Raw genomic sequence first — 14,713 nt, 5'->3', positions numbered from 1 at the left:
CCGATAAAACCAACAGTCAGGTATTTTGCCAGAGCTGAGCGTCGACCGAGAAAAATGTCAGACATTCTTCCCCAAACCATCGGTGTACTGCCGACCCATAACCACTACGGCCTGCGCAATACCCAAGCGCTGGCCGGGGTGAGTCATGTGTGGCAGGACTTCTTCGCCCGGGCGTTGGCCGAGCAGCTCGGCGGCACGCCGGACGCGCTCGCCGCCCAGGCGCCGGAACCGCTGGACCCGGAAGTTGAACCGCGCGCTGGCGCCGACCTGCTGTCACAGATCCTCACCCAGCGTGAGTGCGACGTGAAAGACACCGAGATCGCCCCGCCTGAGCCGCTGTTCCTGCCGATTGCCGAGTTCGAGACCGAATTGCTGCCACCGGCGGCCACACCGTTCCCGGACGACGAAATCGTCGCCCAACAGCGCCAGCAGAATTTCGACAGCGGTTGGGTCCGTCCCATCGTATTGACCGCCGGCCAACCATTGCCGGAGCCCGGCCCGGCCCCCGAACCGCGCCCGCTTCACCTGCCCATCGCCGAGTTCGAACTGGACCTGCTGCCACCCGCCGCCACGCCGTACCCGGACGAAGAACTGGTGGAGCAACAGAAGGCCCTGGACTTCGACTACTACTGGGCGCGCCCGCTGGTCACACAGAACCTGCGCCTGGCCGCCTGACTCAATCCTTGAAGAAAGCGTTGGCCTGGCTGAACGGCATCTTGCGTTCGGTGAAGGTAAACGTGCCCAACTCATACACCTCCTGCGCCGCCCGATAGAACTCGCCATACGCCGCCAACGCCAGGGCCGAGCCGACGCTGATGCGCCGCACGCCCATCTCGCTCAACTGCGCCACGCTTAGGTTCAGGCCGCCGGACATCAACACATTCACCGGCTTGGGCGCGACAGCCTTGACCACCGCCAGCACTTCCTCGGCACTGCGCAAGGCCGGCGCGTAGAGCACGTCGGCGCCGGCTTCGGCGTAGGCTTGCAGGCGGCGGATGGTGTCAGGCAAATCCAGGCGGCCATGCAGGAGGTTTTCTGCGCGGGCGGTCAGGGTGAAGGGAAATGGCAGGCTGCGGGCTGCGGCAACGGCGGCTTCCACGCGCTCTACTGACAAGTCGAAGGGATAGATCGGGTCAACCGCAATGCCGGTGGCATCTTCGATGGAACCACCGACGATACCGCTGGCCGCCGCGCGCAGGATGGTCTGGGCGCAGCCTTCGGGGGTGTCGCTGAAGCCGTTTTCCAGGTCCGCCGCCACCGGTAACGCGGTCGCCTGCACGATAGCGCTGGCATTACTCAAGGTGTCTTCCAGGGACAACGCGCCTTCCGCATCCGGGCGGCCGAGGCTGAATGCATAGCCGGCACTGGTGGTGGCCAGGGCTTCAAAACCGAGGCTGGCGAGCATGATCGCGGAGCCGGCATCCCACGGGTTGGGCATCACGAAGGCGCGATCACGCTCATGCAAGGCCTTGAAGGTTTCGGCGCGAAGGGTTTGGGCATCCATGTCTGGCTCCTGGCGAAAAAAGGAGCCTTAGAGTAACCCCAGTTGTTCCACAGCGGGCGCTCGATTCAGGGTCGGCAGCGGCGGCAGGCCGGGCAGACGCCCCATCAGTTGATCGTGGAAGCGCAGGGCCAGTTGCGCGGCCAGGCGGTTGTCCGAGGTGTGCAGGAACACGTAGGGCGTGCGGCCCTCTTCGATCCAGTCGGCGACTTTCGCGACCCACGGGACCAGGAACGGATCGTTGGCTTCCAGCTCGGGATGACCGATAAATCGCACTTGGGGAAACAGCGTCAGCGCTGCCGGGCGTGGCGGCACCTTGGGTTTTTTCGCTTGGGCATGCAGCACCGCCGCCGAAGTGGACGTGCAACTGAACAGCGCACGCGGGTCCAGGCAGATGCGCTCAACGCCCCTGTCCCGCAATAGCCGGTTGAGCATGCGCTCGGCATCGCCCTTGGCGAAGAACTCCGGGTGGCGCACTTCCACCGCCAGCGGGCGTTCCAGGCCGTCGATAAACCCGGCCAACTCGGCGAGCCGCTGTGGCGAGAACGTCGCCGACAATTGCAGCCACATCGGCGATACACGCTCACCCAGCGGGCTCATCAAGCCGACAAAACTTTCCGCTGCCGGCAACTGCTCGCGCAAGTCGCCGCCATGGCTGATATCACCCGGGAATTTCGCGGTGAAGCGAAAATCCTCGGGCATGATCTCGGCCCAGCGCTGCACCGTGGCGGCTGAGGGCCGCGCATAAAACGTGGTGTTGCCTTCAACGGCGTTGAAGACCTGGGAATAGAGGGCAAGGTAATCGCTGGAACGCGCATCGGCCGGGTACAGGTACTCGCGCCAGGCGTTTTCACTCCAGGACGGGCAACCGATGAAATAAGGCAGGCGCATCAGATGTGGATGTCGAGACCCAGCACTTCCATATCCCAATCGACAAAGCCGGCGGTGGTCAGGTAGCTGGCCAGGGCGGTGGCAACGCTTTTGCTCATGGAGCGGGGGAAGACCATGTCTTGCTGACGGGCGGGAAGACCGCTGATACGCGCTTGGGCATTGGCCTGCGCATCGGCTTGGACTTCGATGAAGTCCGGCGAATCCTCGACAGCGTCGTCCACCGTCGCGTTTGCCTTACGCGGCTTGCGCTTGATTGGGTAGGACTGTGAGGAAAAGCCATCAATACGCATGGGCGCGAACTCGCTATCGGTAATGGCATTTTAGTGGCGCAATCCGTAGCGCGCAAATGCTCTGGTGATAACTAGAACACATAATTTGAAAAAGGTTTAAAAGCTGGGGCAAATTCTGACGATTGGCGCATTTAGCGGCGCGTTTACGCTCGCGGAGGACCTGTGGCGAGGGAGCTTGCTCCCGCTGGAGTGCGCAGCGCTCCCGCTTTTTTTGGGGCCGCTACGCAGCCCAGCGGGAGCAAGCTCCCTCGCCACATTTACAGGCCGCGTTCGGCCTTGGTCTGCGCGACTTTATCGCGCAGGTAAACCGGCGCGGCCTGGTCGGCGGGAATCCCTTCGCCACGCTCGAAAGCGAAGCGGGCCAAGGTCAGCAGGTCTTCGGCGTGGGGCAACATCGCTGCATCCTGGCCCACCAACTGCACACCGATACGCTCGCCATAACCCCAGCCGGTGCCAGCACCGAACCAGTCACCGCTGGCGTCCTGCGGCAATACCGACGCCTCCGGCGGCTGCACGGCTTCGACGCCCACCAGGCGCATCTCCCCCGCCGTCTCGCGATAGCAGCCCCAATAGACTTCATCCATGCGCGCATCAATGGCCGCGGCCACCTGCTGGGCACCGTGCTCGCGCAAGGCGCGCTGGGCCAGCACGGCGAGGTTGGACACCGGCAACACCGGGCGCTCCAGGGCAAACGCCAGGCCCTGCACCACGCCAATAGCGATACGCACACCGGTAAACGCACCGGGGCCACGGCCGAAGGCGATGGCATCGACGGCAGACAGGGTGGTGCCGGCATCTTCCAGCAGCTGCTTGATCATCGGCAACAGCTTCTGCGCATGCAGGCGCGGGATCACCTCGTAGTGGCTCGTGACCTTGCCATCGTGCAGCAGGGCAACGGAGCAAGCTTCAGTCGCGGTGTCCAGGGCCAGCAGGGTGCTCATCGGTGTGGGTTTCCAAGTCGAAAAAAAGTGCGCCAGTATAAACAACAACGGCCCGCAAGCGGGCCGTTATAGATGAAGCAAATCGAGTGATCAGCTCAGTGCTTGCAGCACTTTGGCAGTGATCGCCTCGACCGAGCCAACACCTGGGATGTGGCTGTACTTCGGCTTGCCTTGGGCAGCCGACAGCTTCTGGTAGAAATCCACCAGCGGCTTGGTCTGGGAGTGGTAGACCGACAGGCGATGACGCACGGTTTCTTCGGTGTCGTCTTTGCGCTGCACCAGCTCTTCGCCGGTCACGTCATCCTTGCCTTCAACCTTTGGCGGGTTGTAGATGGTGTGGTACACGCGGCCCGAGGCTTCGTGAACGCGACGACCGGCAATACGCTGGACGATTTCTTCGTCTTCAACCGCGATTTCAACCACTGCGTCGAGTTCAACGCCCGCCTTCACCAGGGCTTCAGCCTGGGGAATGGTGCGTGGGAAGCCGTCGAACAGGAAGCCGTTCTTGCAGTCTTCCTGGCTGATGCGTTCCTTGACCAGGTTGATGATCAAGTCATCGGACACCAGGCCACCGCTGTCCATCACGCTCTTGGCGATCAGGCCCAGCTCGGTGCCGGCCTTGACCGCTGCACGCAGCATGTCGCCGGTGGAGATTTGTGGAATGCCGAATTTTTCAGTGATGAACTTTGCCTGAGTACCTTTACCGGCCCCGGGAGCTCCCAGCAGAATGACGCGCATTGATGTGCTCCTCAATTTTTTATAGAGATGATGCTCGGATTCGCCGCGTGGGGCCAATCGCGTAAAAATAGGATTCGGGCCGCCCAAACGGCCAAAGGCTGATCAAGATACACAGCGGGCCGTCACCATACAAGCCGCCAAAAGTCGCAGGAACCCGCGCAGGGCATGCGTCATAGGTAGGGTGTGCCTGGGTGCAACCCACCGCCACAAACGCCGACCGCCCATTTGCGGGCGGCCGCCGTGGTTTATCTGCAAGCCGTTGAGAACCCTTGGAAAACCTTAGCCGGTGTTGCGCAAACCAGCGGCAATACCGGCCACGGACACCAGCAGCGCCTGTTCCAGAGGGCTGTCCTGCGCCGCCTCTTGTTGGCGCGAACGTGCCAGCAACTCGGCCTGCAACAGGTGCAAGGGGTCGAGGTAGGTGTTGCGCAGGCGGATAAACTCCAGGGTGTCTGGACTGTGCGCCAGCAGTTGCGACTGGCCAGTCAGGCCAAGCACCACGCTGCACGCCTGCGACAATAGGTCGCGTAAGTGCGCACCCAATGGCAACAGGTCTGGCTGCACCAAGCGTTCGTCATACAGCCGGGCAATGTCCGCATCGGCCTTGGCCAGGACCATCTCCAGCATGTCGATGCGGGTGCGGAAGAACGGCCACTGCTCGCGCATCTGCCCCAGCAATTCACCTTCGCCACGCTCCAGCGCCTTGCTCAACGCGGCTTCCCAGCCGAGCCAGGCGGGCAGCATCAGGCGGGTTTGGGTCCAGCCGAAGATCCACGGAATTGCGCGCAGGCTTTCGATGCCCCCCGCACGGCGCTTGGCCGGGCGACTGCCCAGGGGCAAGCGGCCCAGTTCCTGCTCCGGGGTGGACTGGCGGAAGTACTCGACGAACTGCGGGTTTTCCCGCACCACGGCGCGGTAGGCGCTGACGCCGTCTGCCGCCAATTCGTCCATCAAATGGCGCCACTCCGGTTCCGGCGGCGGCGGTGGCAGCAAGGTCGCCTCCAGCACCGCTGCCAGGTAGAGATTGAGGTTTTGCTCGGCGATGTCCGGCAGGCCAAACTTGAAGCGGATCATTTCGCCTTGTTCGGTGGTGCGGAAGCGCCCCGCCACCGAGCCCGGCGGCTGCGACAGGATCGCCGCGTGGGCCGGCCCGCCGCCACGCCCGACGGTGCCGCCACGCCCGTGGAACAACAGCAGTTCCACCTGCTGCTCGCGGCAGATGTCCACCAAGCGCTCCTGTGCGCGGTATTGCGCCCAGGCAGCGGCGGTGGTGCCGGCGTCCTTGGCCGAGTCCGAGTAGCCGATCATCACTTCCTGCGGGCCTTGCAGGCGCGCGCGGTAGCCCGGCAGCAGCAACAGGCGCTCGATCACCGGGCCGGCGTTGTCCAGGTCGGCCAGGGTTTCGAACAACGGCACCACACGCATTGGCCGCTGCACGCCCGACTCTTTGAGCAGCAGTTGCACCGCGAGTACGTCCGACGCAGCGCCGGCCATGGAGATGACATACGAACCCAACGAAGCAGCAGGCGCGGCGGCAATTTCCCTACAGGTATTCAAGACCTCGGCGGTGTCTGCCGACGGTTTGAAGTAACCCGGCAGCAGCGGTCGACGGTTAGTCAGCTCCTTGGTCAGGAAGCTGATGCGCGCATCTTCGTCCCAGTCCTCATAACGGCCCAGGCCGAGGTAATCGGTGATTTCAGTCATGGCCGCCGAATGCCGACTGGAGTCCTGGCGCACATCCAGGCGCACCAGGAACAAACCAAAGGTCACGGCGCGGCGCAGGCAATCGAGGAGCGGGCCGTCGGCGATCACGCCCATGCCGCATTCGTGCAGCGACTGATAGCACAGCTCCAGCGGGTCGAGCAGGTCACGGTTGTTTTGCAGGACCTCGACCGGCGCCGGGGTCGCGGCGGTCAATGACGCGTGGGCCCATTGCCGCGTTGCACGCAGGCGTTCGCGCAACTGTTTAAGCAACGCACGATACGGCTCGACGCTGTCGCCGACCTTGGCCTGCAACGCCGGGCTGGCCTGCTGCATCGACAGCTCCGAGGCCAGGTGGTCGATGTCGCGCAGGTACAGGTCCGCCGCCATCCAGCGTGCCAGCAACAGCACTTCGCGGGTCACCGGCGCGGTGACGTTCGGGTTGCCGTCGCGGTCGCCGCCCATCCAGGAAGCAAAGCGAATCGGCGCGGCCTCCAGGGGCAGGCGCAGGCCGGTGGCGGCGTGCAGGGCCTGGTCGGCCTTGCGCAGGTAATTGGGGATGGCGTGCCACAGCGAATGCTCGATCACCGCGAAGCCCCACTTGGCTTCGTCGACAGGCGTGGGGCGCACGCGACGGATTTCTTCGGTGTGCCAGGCCTCGGCGATCAGCCGTTGCAGGCGCTCGCGGATCTGCTGGCGCTCGGCCGTGGTGAGGTCGCGGTGATCCTGCAACGCCAGTTGCGCGGCAATCGCATCGTATTTCTGGATCAGGGTGCGGCGCGCCACTTCGGTGGGGTGGGCGGTGAGTACCAGTTCGATCTCCAGCCGCGCCAACTGGCGGGCCAGGGATTCATTGCTGTGGCCTTCGCTTTGCAGGCGCGCCAGCAGCTCGGGCAGCACGCGGGATTCGAACGGCGCCGGCTGCGACTCATCGCGCCGGTGAATCAGTTGGTACTGCTCGGCGATATTGGCCAGGTTGAGGAACTGGTTGAAGGCCCGGGCCACCGGCAGCAGCTCGTCTTCCTGCAACTGGTTGAGACTGGCGCTCAATTCATCGCCAGCGCCACGCCGGTCGGCCTTGGCGCCCTTGCGGATCTGCTCGATCTTGTCGAGAAAACCGTCGCCGTACTGCTCTCGAATGGTATTGCCTAACAGTTCACCCAGCAGGTGAACGTCCTCACGCAAGCGTGCATCGATATCACTCATCAGCCAATCTCCAGCAGGATTCCGGGACGCGCAGGTCTGCCAGAGTGCCGCCAGCATCCATTTCTGACAAGACTTTAAACCTTGTGGGATGCAGCTAGTCTCAACACTGAGTCGCCGCGTTTATCCACGCGCGCGGCTGGTCACTCATCACCGCCTGCTATCGCGGGCTTTATTGAGGTTGCCATGAAAATTCGAGAACTGGCCCAACATTGGGAAGAGAACGCCAAGGGTCGCTTGACCAAGACCGAGTACGCGATCCATCTGGATATGGAGTCCGCCGCACGGCTGGCGGCCATCGCCGAGATGTACCCCAAGCGCCACCCTGAGGAACTGCTCGGCGAGCTGATCGGCGCCGCCCTTGAAGAGCTGGAAGCGAGCTTTCCCTACATCAAGGGCCAGCAGGTGATTGCCACCGATGAAGAGGGCGACCCGCTGTACGAAGACGTCGGCCCTACCCCGCGCTTCCTCACGCTGTCGCGCCGCTATCTGCATGATTTGTCAGCGGGAGCCGACGAACCGAAACACTGACACCTTGCGGTAAACCCCTTGTATTCCGGGCCTTTCGCAGGCCCGGCGTACCCCTGCGCAACGCAGAAGTTCCAAGTTTTTTCGCTGACCAATCAGTCAGATATTTTTTTAGGCAAATCGCCATCTTCTCTGAACTATTCAAAAAAGCCTCCGGTCACAGCCAGTAAGCCATCACTTGGAACGGCCGTTTGAACTGGCGTCATGTGCCTTATCCGCCGGGCCCGCAACCGACCTCCCAGGATGGATTTTGAAGTTTTTCAGGAGTTATCCAATGGAGTTGAAGACGATGAAGACCAGCACTGCCAAATCCTCGTTTAACCACCTGCGCGGGCTTAAATTGGCCGCGCTGGCAATCGGCACCAGCTTCGTTCTCGCGGGCTGCGCCGGCAACCCGCCGACCGAGCAATACGCGGTGACCCAGTCTGCCGTGAACAGCGCGGTCAGCGCTGGCGGTACCGAGTACGCCGCCGTGGAAATGAAGTCGGCCCAGGACAAGCTCAAGCAAGCCGAAATCGCCATGCACGACAAGAACTACGACGAAGCCCGTCGCCTGGCCGAACAAGCCGAATGGGACGCTCGCGTTGCAGAGCGCAAAGCCCAGGCCGCCAAGGCTGAGCAGGCTGTGAAGGACTCCCAGAAAGCTGTTCAGGAGCTGCGTCAGGAAGGCATGCGCCCGGCTGTGATCAAACAGCAATAAGCCGCCGCCACCCGATTGCATTGCACCCGATATCGAATTGAAAGGACGACATGACTATGCGTAAACAATTGATGATCCCTGCCCTGCTGGCGATGAGCGTTGCCCTGGCGGCCTGCTCCACCCCGCCGAACGCGAACCTGGAAAACGCACGGACCAACTACTCGGCCCTGCAAACCAACCCGCAAGCCACCAAGCTGGCGGCGCTGGAAACCAAGGACGCCAGCGAATGGCTGGACAAGGCCGACAAAGCCTATCGCGACAAGGAAGACCAGAAGAAGGTCGACCAGTTGGCCTACCTGACCAACCAACGCGTTGAAGTGGCCAAGGACACCATCGTTCTGCGCGAATCCGAAGCCAAGCTGAAAAACGCCGGCGACGACCGTGCCCGCGCCCTGCTGGAAGCCCGTGACGCACAGATCAAGCAACTGCAAGACAGCCTGAACGCCAAGCAGACCGATCGCGGTACGCTGGTGACCTTTGGTGACGTGCTGTTCGCCACCAACAAGTCCGACCTGAAATCCAGCGGCCTGGTGAATATCACCAAGCTGGCGCAGTTCCTGCGCGATAACCCGGACCGTAAAGTGATCGTCGAAGGCTACACCGACAGCACCGGTTCGGACGCTTACAACCAGAGCCTGTCCGAGCGTCGTGCCGCTTCCGTACAACGTGCACTGGCACAGCAAGGCGTGGATATTTCGCGCATCGTGACCCAGGGTTACGGCAAGGAATACCCGGTTGCCGACAACGGCAGCGTGTCGGGCCGTGCCATGAACCGTCGGGTGGAAGTGACCATTTCCAACGACAACCAGCCGGTCAAGCCACGGTCTTCCGTCGCTAACTGATTGATTGGCGCAGCATAGAAAAACCCACCGTGAGGTGGGTTTTTTTTGACGCTCAGAATTTGATCTGACGGCCGCTATCTTCGTCCGGCAGTATCAGGCTTGGCGTGCCGTATGAATTGTCCGAAAGCTTGGCCAGCAGCGTCTTGAGCGCCTGCTCCTGCGCGTCGCGGCGCTCCAACGCCGCTTGCCCCCTGGCCATGTCCAACATGTTGCGTATCGCACCGATCGTTATCGCCACGTTCCACCCCGTCCCGTGTAAGTTGTGTCACCTTGTGTGGTGCCTTACACAAAACGGTTCCAGATATTTCTGCGCGCGACTTACTGCTGCAACTGCGGTGTTTCCTGGCCCATGCAGCGCACCGCCTGTTTCTTGTTGTTCACCAGCACGCCACTGAGGCCTTTCTGGTCGGTATCAAACATCACCAACACGCCATCCACGCACTGTGCCACTTGCGCGGCCGGCGTCAGGGAAATCTTGTAATCCTCGCCGGGCACGGTCTTGAGCATGGTGAAGTCGCTGAGCAGCAGCGCGTCTTCCGGCTTGGCAAAGTGCAGGTAGCCGTAGAACCACAGGCAGCCGACGGTGCCGATAATGGTGCCGATGCCGGTGAGGATCAGCGGGATCATGTTGCGTTCTTCGCTCATTGCGGGCTCTCTGATGAATCAACTTTGGGAAGGGGATAATTCGGAATCTCGCCCAGGCGGCGTAGGCCGTTGAAGTGCTGGGGGTCGTCCAAGTAGCGCAGCATCACGGTTTGCCAGGTCTTGTCGGCAAAGGTCTGCACATGACCGCCACGGGTCAGTTGCAGCACTCGCGGCGGTGGCGCCGCTTGGTACAGGCGGATCACGTTGGCCACCGGCACAATCGGGTCGTCCAGGCTGTGGAACAGCAGTTTCGGCACACCGGTCAGCTTCGGCATGGCCTGGATCGCGCTGTCGGTGTCCGGCACCAGCCAGGACAAGGGCACCTGCAACGGCCATGTTAACCAGGAGGTGCTCAGGGCGAATTGTCCTACGTCACGATAACTGGCGGGCACGCCGTCCAGAACCAAGGCCTTGAGTTGCGGCTGACGCTCCGGGTGGGCCGCCAGGTAATGCACCGCCAGCGCACCGCCTAGGCTTTGGCCGAGGACGATCAAAGGCTGGTTTTGCGTTTCGGGAGCCTTGTCGAGCCAACTGAACGCGGCGTCGATGTCCTGATAAACCGCCGGCAATGACGGCTTGCCTTCGGACAGGCCATAGCCGCGATAGTCCAGCAGCAGTACTTGATAGCCCTGTTCCGGCAACCACCAGCTACCGCCCAGGTGCCAAGCCAGGTTGCCGCCGTTGCCATGCAGGTGCAGCACCGTGCCCTTGAGCGGTACGCCGGGTTTGGCCGGTAGCCACCAGGCGTGGAGTTTTACTCCATCGGCGGTGGTGAGGGTGATGTCACGGTAGGCCAGATGGGCTTTTTCCGGGGTGAACGGCAGGCCGGGTTCGGGGTAGAACAGCAGGGAGCTGCAGCCGTTCAAGGTCAGTAGCAGGCACAGAATGCCGAGGATTCTCATCCGTTGAAGCCTCGCTGAAATGTTGGACTCATCTCTCAAGCACAAATGAGATCAACTGTGGGAGCTGGCTTGCCTGCGATAGCGGTGTATCAGTCACAACTGTTTCAACTGAAAGACCGCTATCGCAGGCAAGCCAGCTCCCACATTTTTGATCCGGTTTCGTCAGGCAGATCCTTCAAAGAATGTTGGAGTAATCCGCCTCGATCCGATCCAGGCTCAAGTGGTTGAGGAAGTTGGAGAAGCACATCCACGCCGCCAGCGCGTTCATGTCGCGGAACTGCTCCGGCAAATACTTGGGCGGCACTACCAGGCCTTCGTCCACCAATTGGCGCAGGGTGCGCATATCTTCCAGGGTGGTTTTGCCGCAGAACAGCAGCGGCACTTGTTCCAGCTTGCCTTTGCGCACGGCGAGCTGGATGTAGTTGTAGACCATGATAAAGCCCTTGAGGTAGGACAAATCCTTGGTAAACGGCAGACCCGTCGGCACCGAGCCACGGAATACGCGGCTGGCGTTGCCGTAGCTTTCGGCCATTTCAAAGCCCTGTTCACGGAAGAACTCGAACACCTGCAGGAAGTCGGCGCCCTCTTCCACCATATGGATCGCGCGGGTGCGGTTGGTCAACTTGCGCAGGCGGCTCGGGTAGGAGGCGAAAGTGATGATCTCCATCAGGATCGCCAGGCCTTCCTGGGTCACGGTGGACGACGGCGGGCCCTTGGACAGGAACGTGCAGATCGGCTGGTTCTGCCCGTTGAGGGTGGTGCCGACGTGCACCAGGCCTTCATGCACTTCCAGGGCGCGTACGTCGCGGTCGTTGAACATCGCGTCTGCGCGGATCTTGATGTAGTCGGCGCCCGCCGCCGCGTCAGCGACGATACCGTCGGACTCGAACACGCGGATGGTTTCCTCGGCCTCGCCAAACACCTTGTTCAGGCGAGTTTGCAGCAGGGCCACGGCGTCCTTGGCGGTGAGGGTCTTGGCCTCGTCCTTCAAGTCGCCACGGCCGTCGATGTTGTTCAGGTAGTCGGAGAGCATCAGGCCGAGGTCGGCCAGGGTCGGGTCGCCGGCGTGGAACGCATCGGAGGCGGCGCCGTAGAGCTCCTGGGAGATCAGGCCGAAGTCTTCGGTGCCACGCGCTTCGAGCATGCGTACCACCATGCGGTACTCGCGGCACATGCGGCGCATGATCTGCCCCACCGGGCTGAACTGGCCAAGGCGACGGGTGATGTCGCGCTCGATGTTCTGGAACTCCAGCTTCACCGCACTGGAGTCGAACGACAGCGGCCGGTTGAGGTAATAGTCACGGCTGACGGCCGGCATTTCCTTGCCCTTGGCCTTGAGGAAACCCTGGCGAATGCTGTCGTCCCACTTCACGGCGTCGAGGACGCGAATCGGTGTTTGCGCCAGCACAATGCGATCAGACAAGGTGCGTATCGTCTGCTGGTAATCGTCCACCTGGAACTTCCTCTTTAAACGTTATGTGCCCCAGCAGCCTACGTCAGACCGACGCCAACACCAAATGCATATAGCGCTTGAGGATCTCAAGCATCTCTTCACCGGTCAGGCTGTCTGCACTGCCGAGCAGGCCCTGATACTCCATCCGACCGATTATAGCCGTCAACACCTTGGCATCCTGCTGCGGCTCGCGCGAACCCAACACCTGAAAAAACTGCCCGGTACCCTGCAACAGGATCTGCTGGTGAGAGCGCACCAACTCGGCCAGACGCGGGTTCAACAAGGCTTCCTGGCGAAACGCCTGCTCGGCCATCAAGTGTTCACGACGGTTGGTCAACTGGCGCATCACGTAGTCGGCCGTCAGCCGTGCGATGTCATCGGCCAGTTGCGAGCGCGACTGCGGGCTGCCATCACCGTAGGCGACCATCTCCCGCAACAGGCCTTCGTTGCGCACCCACAGCTTGCCCATGAACGCGGCGCTGCGTTCAACGTATTGGGCGAAGGTATCGGTGAGCAGGTCGTCGATGTCCTTGAAATAGTAGGTGGTGGCCGACAGCGGCACGCCGGCCTCTGCCGCCACTGCGCGATGGCGAACGCCACGTACGCCGTCACGCACGACGATGCGCATGGCCGCATCGAGAATATCTTGCCGGCGCTGCTCGCTGCCCCGGCGACTGGCCTTGCGGCCTTGGTACTGGACACTTTCCGCCACGGCAGCAGCAATGCCGGCGGCGCCTTCTTGAGCCATAACGCGGTTCACCACACACATCCTTGAATAGATCAAAACCTGGCGCTGTTTGCTTGACGCTTAATTACGCCGCATAAAAAAGCCGCCTTATAAAAGGCGGCTTCGGATTTCGCTACGCTTACGCTTGTGGCCGCATGTGCGGGAACAAGATCACATCGCGGATCGACGGCGAATTGGTCAACAACATCACCAGGCGGTCGATGCCGATGCCTTCACCAGCGGTCGGCGGCATGCCGTATTCCAGGGCACGGACGAAGTCGGCGTCGTAGTGCATGGCTTCGTCGTCGCCGGCGTCCTTGTCGGCCACCTGGGCCATGAAGCGCTCGGCCTGATCTTCCGCGTCGTTCAACTCGGAGTAGGCGTTGGCGATTTCACGGCCGCCGATGAACAGCTCGAAACGATCGGTGACGTTCGGGTTGTCATCGTTGCGACGGGCCAGCGGCGACACTTCGAACGGGTACTGGGTAATGAAGTGCGGCTGTTCCAGCTTGTGCTCCACCAGTTCTTCGAAAATCATCACCTGCAGTTTGCCCAGGCCTTCGAAGCCCAGCACCTTGGCCCCGGCTTTCTTGGCGATGGCGCGAGCCTTGTCGATGTCGGTCAGGTCGTCAGCGGTCAGCTCAGGGTTGTACTTGAGGATCGAATCGAACACCGACAGACGCACGAACGGCTCGCCGAAGTGGAACACCTTGTCGCCGTAAGGCACGTCGGTAGTCCCAAGAACAAGCTGCGCCAGTTCGCGGAACAGTTCTTCGGTCAGGTCCATGTTGTCTTCGTAGTCGGCGTAAGCCTGGTAGAACTCCAACATGGTGAATTCTGGGTTGTGACGAGTCGAAACGCCTTCGTTACGGAAGTTGCGGTTGATCTCGAACACTTTCTCGAAGCCGCCAACCACCAGGCGCTTGAGGTACAGCTCCGGCGCGATACGCAGGAACATTTCCATGTCCAGCGCGTTGTGGTGGGTTTCGAACGGCTTGGCCGCAGCACCACCAGGGATGGTTTGCAGCATCGGCGTTTCGACTTCGAGGAAGTCACGCGCCATCAGGAAGCTGCGGATGTGCGCGATCACTTGCGAACGCACACGGAACGTGTGGCGCACGTCTTCGTTGACGATCAGGTCAACGTAGCGCTGGCGGTAGCGCTGCTCGGTGTCGGTCAGGCCGTGGTGCTTGTCCGGCAGTGGGCGCAGGGATTTGGTCAGCAGGCGTACGTTGGTCATCTCAACGTACAGGTCGCCCTTGCCGGAACGGGCCAGGGTGCCTTCGGCGGCGATGATGTCGCCCATGTCCCAGGTTTTCACCGCGGCCAGGGTTTCTTCCGACAGGGTTTTACGGTTGACGTAGACCTGGATGCGCCCGGTCATGTCCTGGATCACCATGAAGGAGCCACGGTTGAGCATGATGCGACCTGCCACCTTGACCGGGATCGCAGCCTCTGCCAGCTCTTCCTTGGTCTTGTCGGCGTATTGCTTCTGCAACGCATCGCAGTAGTTTTCGCGACGGAAGTCGTTGGGGAAGGCATTGCCCTTGGCGCGCTCGGCAGCAAGCTTTTCCTTGCGCAGGGCGATCAGGGAGTTTTCTTCCTGTTGCAGGGCTTGCGGGTCGAGTTGTTGGTCGCTCATGTCTTTAAA

The 14,713-nt window shown here is 61.7% G+C and carries 16 protein-coding genes; 4 read left to right on the top strand and 12 right to left on the bottom strand.

Annotation, left to right across the window (positions count from 1 at the left end):
• Positions 1-54 precede the first annotated feature (54 nt).
• The gene (locus ACU688_RS08590) at positions 55-675 is read left to right on the top strand and encodes an energy transducer TonB (protein WP_448184370.1); all 621 of its coding nucleotides are present in this window, start codon (positions 55-57) and stop codon (positions 673-675) included.
• A gap of 1 nt (position 676) precedes the next feature.
• On the opposite strand, the gene ACU688_RS08585 is transcribed toward ACU688_RS08590, so the two are convergent.
• The 6 genes from ACU688_RS08585 to ppc all read right to left on the bottom strand — a co-directional run bounded on the left by ACU688_RS08585 (position 677) and on the right by ppc (position 7,268).
• Complete coding sequence (locus ACU688_RS08585; protein ID WP_448184369.1) at positions 677-1,504, bottom strand: isocitrate lyase/PEP mutase family protein; 828 nt, start codon at positions 1,502-1,504, stop codon at positions 677-679.
• Between the two features lie 27 nt (positions 1,505-1,531).
• Positions 1,532-2,392 carry a DUF72 domain-containing protein gene (locus ACU688_RS08580; protein ID WP_448184368.1) on the bottom strand — a complete coding sequence of 287 codons (861 nt, stop codon included), beginning with the start codon at positions 2,390-2,392 and terminating at the stop codon, positions 1,532-1,534.
• Entirely contained in the window at positions 2,392-2,682 is a 291-nt protein-coding gene (locus tag ACU688_RS08575) for a hypothetical protein (RefSeq protein ID WP_448184367.1), read from the bottom strand. Before ACU688_RS08575 ends, ACU688_RS08580 begins: the two co-directional genes overlap by 1 nt.
• A gap of 257 nt (positions 2,683-2,939) precedes the next feature.
• A complete protein-coding gene (gene tsaB / locus ACU688_RS08570; RefSeq protein ID WP_448184366.1) occupies positions 2,940-3,623 on the bottom strand; it encodes a tRNA (adenosine(37)-N6)-threonylcarbamoyltransferase complex dimerization subunit type 1 TsaB in 684 nt (227 codons plus the stop codon).
• A gap of 90 nt (positions 3,624-3,713) precedes the next feature.
• Positions 3,714-4,361 (bottom strand): adenylate kinase, encoded by a 648-nt coding sequence (gene adk / locus ACU688_RS08565; RefSeq protein ID WP_017738318.1) that lies wholly within the window; start codon positions 4,359-4,361, stop codon positions 3,714-3,716.
• Between the two features lie 279 nt (positions 4,362-4,640).
• Positions 4,641-7,268 (bottom strand): phosphoenolpyruvate carboxylase, encoded by a 2,628-nt coding sequence (gene ppc / locus ACU688_RS08560; protein WP_448184365.1) that lies wholly within the window; start codon positions 7,266-7,268, stop codon positions 4,641-4,643.
• A gap of 183 nt (positions 7,269-7,451) precedes the next feature.
• On the opposite strand from ppc, the gene ACU688_RS08555 reads away from it, so the two are divergent.
• The 3 genes from ACU688_RS08555 to lptF all read left to right on the top strand — a co-directional run bounded on the left by ACU688_RS08555 (position 7,452) and on the right by lptF (position 9,335).
• Complete coding sequence (locus ACU688_RS08555) at positions 7,452-7,796, top strand: pilin assembly protein (protein ID WP_124526056.1); 345 nt, start codon at positions 7,452-7,454, stop codon at positions 7,794-7,796.
• 286 nt (positions 7,797-8,082) lie between these two features.
• Positions 8,083-8,493 (top strand): DUF4398 domain-containing protein, encoded by a 411-nt coding sequence (locus tag ACU688_RS08550; protein WP_177343934.1) that lies wholly within the window; start codon positions 8,083-8,085, stop codon positions 8,491-8,493.
• 56 nt (positions 8,494-8,549) lie between these two features.
• Complete coding sequence (lptF, locus tag ACU688_RS08545; protein ID WP_207039837.1) at positions 8,550-9,335, top strand: lipotoxin F family OmpA-related lipoprotein LptF; 786 nt, start codon at positions 8,550-8,552, stop codon at positions 9,333-9,335.
• A gap of 52 nt (positions 9,336-9,387) precedes the next feature.
• Here the strand turns inward: lptF and ACU688_RS08540 are convergent, their stop codons facing one another.
• The 6 genes from ACU688_RS08540 to lysS form a co-directional block, all read right to left on the bottom strand.
• Positions 9,388-9,573: a hypothetical protein gene (locus ACU688_RS08540; RefSeq protein WP_448184364.1), complete on the bottom strand. Its 186-nt coding sequence runs from the start codon at positions 9,571-9,573 to the stop codon at positions 9,388-9,390.
• A gap of 80 nt (positions 9,574-9,653) precedes the next feature.
• Positions 9,654-9,980 carry a PA3694 family proteiin gene (locus ACU688_RS08535; RefSeq protein ID WP_124526059.1) on the bottom strand — a complete coding sequence of 109 codons (327 nt, stop codon included), beginning with the start codon at positions 9,978-9,980 and terminating at the stop codon, positions 9,654-9,656.
• Positions 9,977-10,882 (bottom strand): alpha/beta hydrolase, encoded by a 906-nt coding sequence (locus tag ACU688_RS08530; protein ID WP_448184363.1) that lies wholly within the window; start codon positions 10,880-10,882, stop codon positions 9,977-9,979. Before ACU688_RS08530 ends, ACU688_RS08535 begins: the two co-directional genes overlap by 4 nt.
• Before the next feature lie 175 nt (positions 10,883-11,057).
• Positions 11,058-12,335, bottom strand: a complete 1,278-nt coding sequence (locus ACU688_RS08525; protein WP_017738326.1) for a flavohemoglobin expression-modulating QEGLA motif protein — start codon at positions 12,333-12,335, stop codon at positions 11,058-11,060.
• 43 nt (positions 12,336-12,378) lie between these two features.
• The gene (locus ACU688_RS08520; RefSeq protein ID WP_026136994.1) at positions 12,379-13,095 is read right to left on the bottom strand and encodes a TetR/AcrR family transcriptional regulator; all 717 of its coding nucleotides are present in this window, start codon (positions 13,093-13,095) and stop codon (positions 12,379-12,381) included.
• A gap of 106 nt (positions 13,096-13,201) precedes the next feature.
• On the bottom strand, positions 13,202-14,704 hold the full coding sequence (gene lysS, locus ACU688_RS08515) for a lysine--tRNA ligase (RefSeq protein WP_448184362.1): 1,503 nt from the start codon (positions 14,702-14,704) through the stop codon (positions 13,202-13,204).
• Between the last annotated feature and the right edge of the window lie 9 nt (positions 14,705-14,713).

It is taken from the genome of Pseudomonas acericola (SeqCode) (assembly GCF_053456465.1).
This window is presented reverse-complemented; position numbering and strand designations above follow the sequence as displayed.

Coding starts and splice junctions, on each gene's coding strand:
- ACU688_RS08590 (WP_448184370.1), top strand. CDS start 55: ATGTCAGACATTCTTCCCCAAACCATCGGTGTACTGCCGACCCATAAC.
- ACU688_RS08585 (WP_448184369.1), bottom strand. CDS start 1,504: ATGGATGCCCAAACCCTTCGCGCCGAAACCTTCAAGGCCTTGCATGAG.
- ACU688_RS08580 (WP_448184368.1), bottom strand. CDS start 2,392: ATGCGCCTGCCTTATTTCATCGGTTGCCCGTCCTGGAGTGAAAACGCC.
- ACU688_RS08575 (WP_448184367.1), bottom strand. CDS start 2,682: ATGCGTATTGATGGCTTTTCCTCACAGTCCTACCCAATCAAGCGCAAG.
- tsaB (WP_448184366.1), bottom strand. CDS start 3,623: ATGAGCACCCTGCTGGCCCTGGACACCGCGACTGAAGCTTGCTCCGTT.
- adk (WP_017738318.1), bottom strand. CDS start 4,361: ATGCGCGTCATTCTGCTGGGAGCTCCCGGGGCCGGTAAAGGTACTCAG.
- ppc (WP_448184365.1), bottom strand. CDS start 7,268: ATGAGTGATATCGATGCACGCTTGCGTGAGGACGTTCACCTGCTGGGT.
- ACU688_RS08555 (WP_124526056.1), top strand. CDS start 7,452: ATGAAAATTCGAGAACTGGCCCAACATTGGGAAGAGAACGCCAAGGGT.
- ACU688_RS08550 (WP_177343934.1), top strand. CDS start 8,083: ATGAAGACCAGCACTGCCAAATCCTCGTTTAACCACCTGCGCGGGCTT.
- lptF (WP_207039837.1), top strand. CDS start 8,550: ATGCGTAAACAATTGATGATCCCTGCCCTGCTGGCGATGAGCGTTGCC.
- ACU688_RS08535 (WP_124526059.1), bottom strand. CDS start 9,980: ATGAGCGAAGAACGCAACATGATCCCGCTGATCCTCACCGGCATCGGC.
- ACU688_RS08530 (WP_448184363.1), bottom strand. CDS start 10,882: ATGAGAATCCTCGGCATTCTGTGCCTGCTACTGACCTTGAACGGCTGC.
- lysS (WP_448184362.1), bottom strand. CDS start 14,704: ATGAGCGACCAACAACTCGACCCGCAAGCCCTGCAACAGGAAGAAAAC.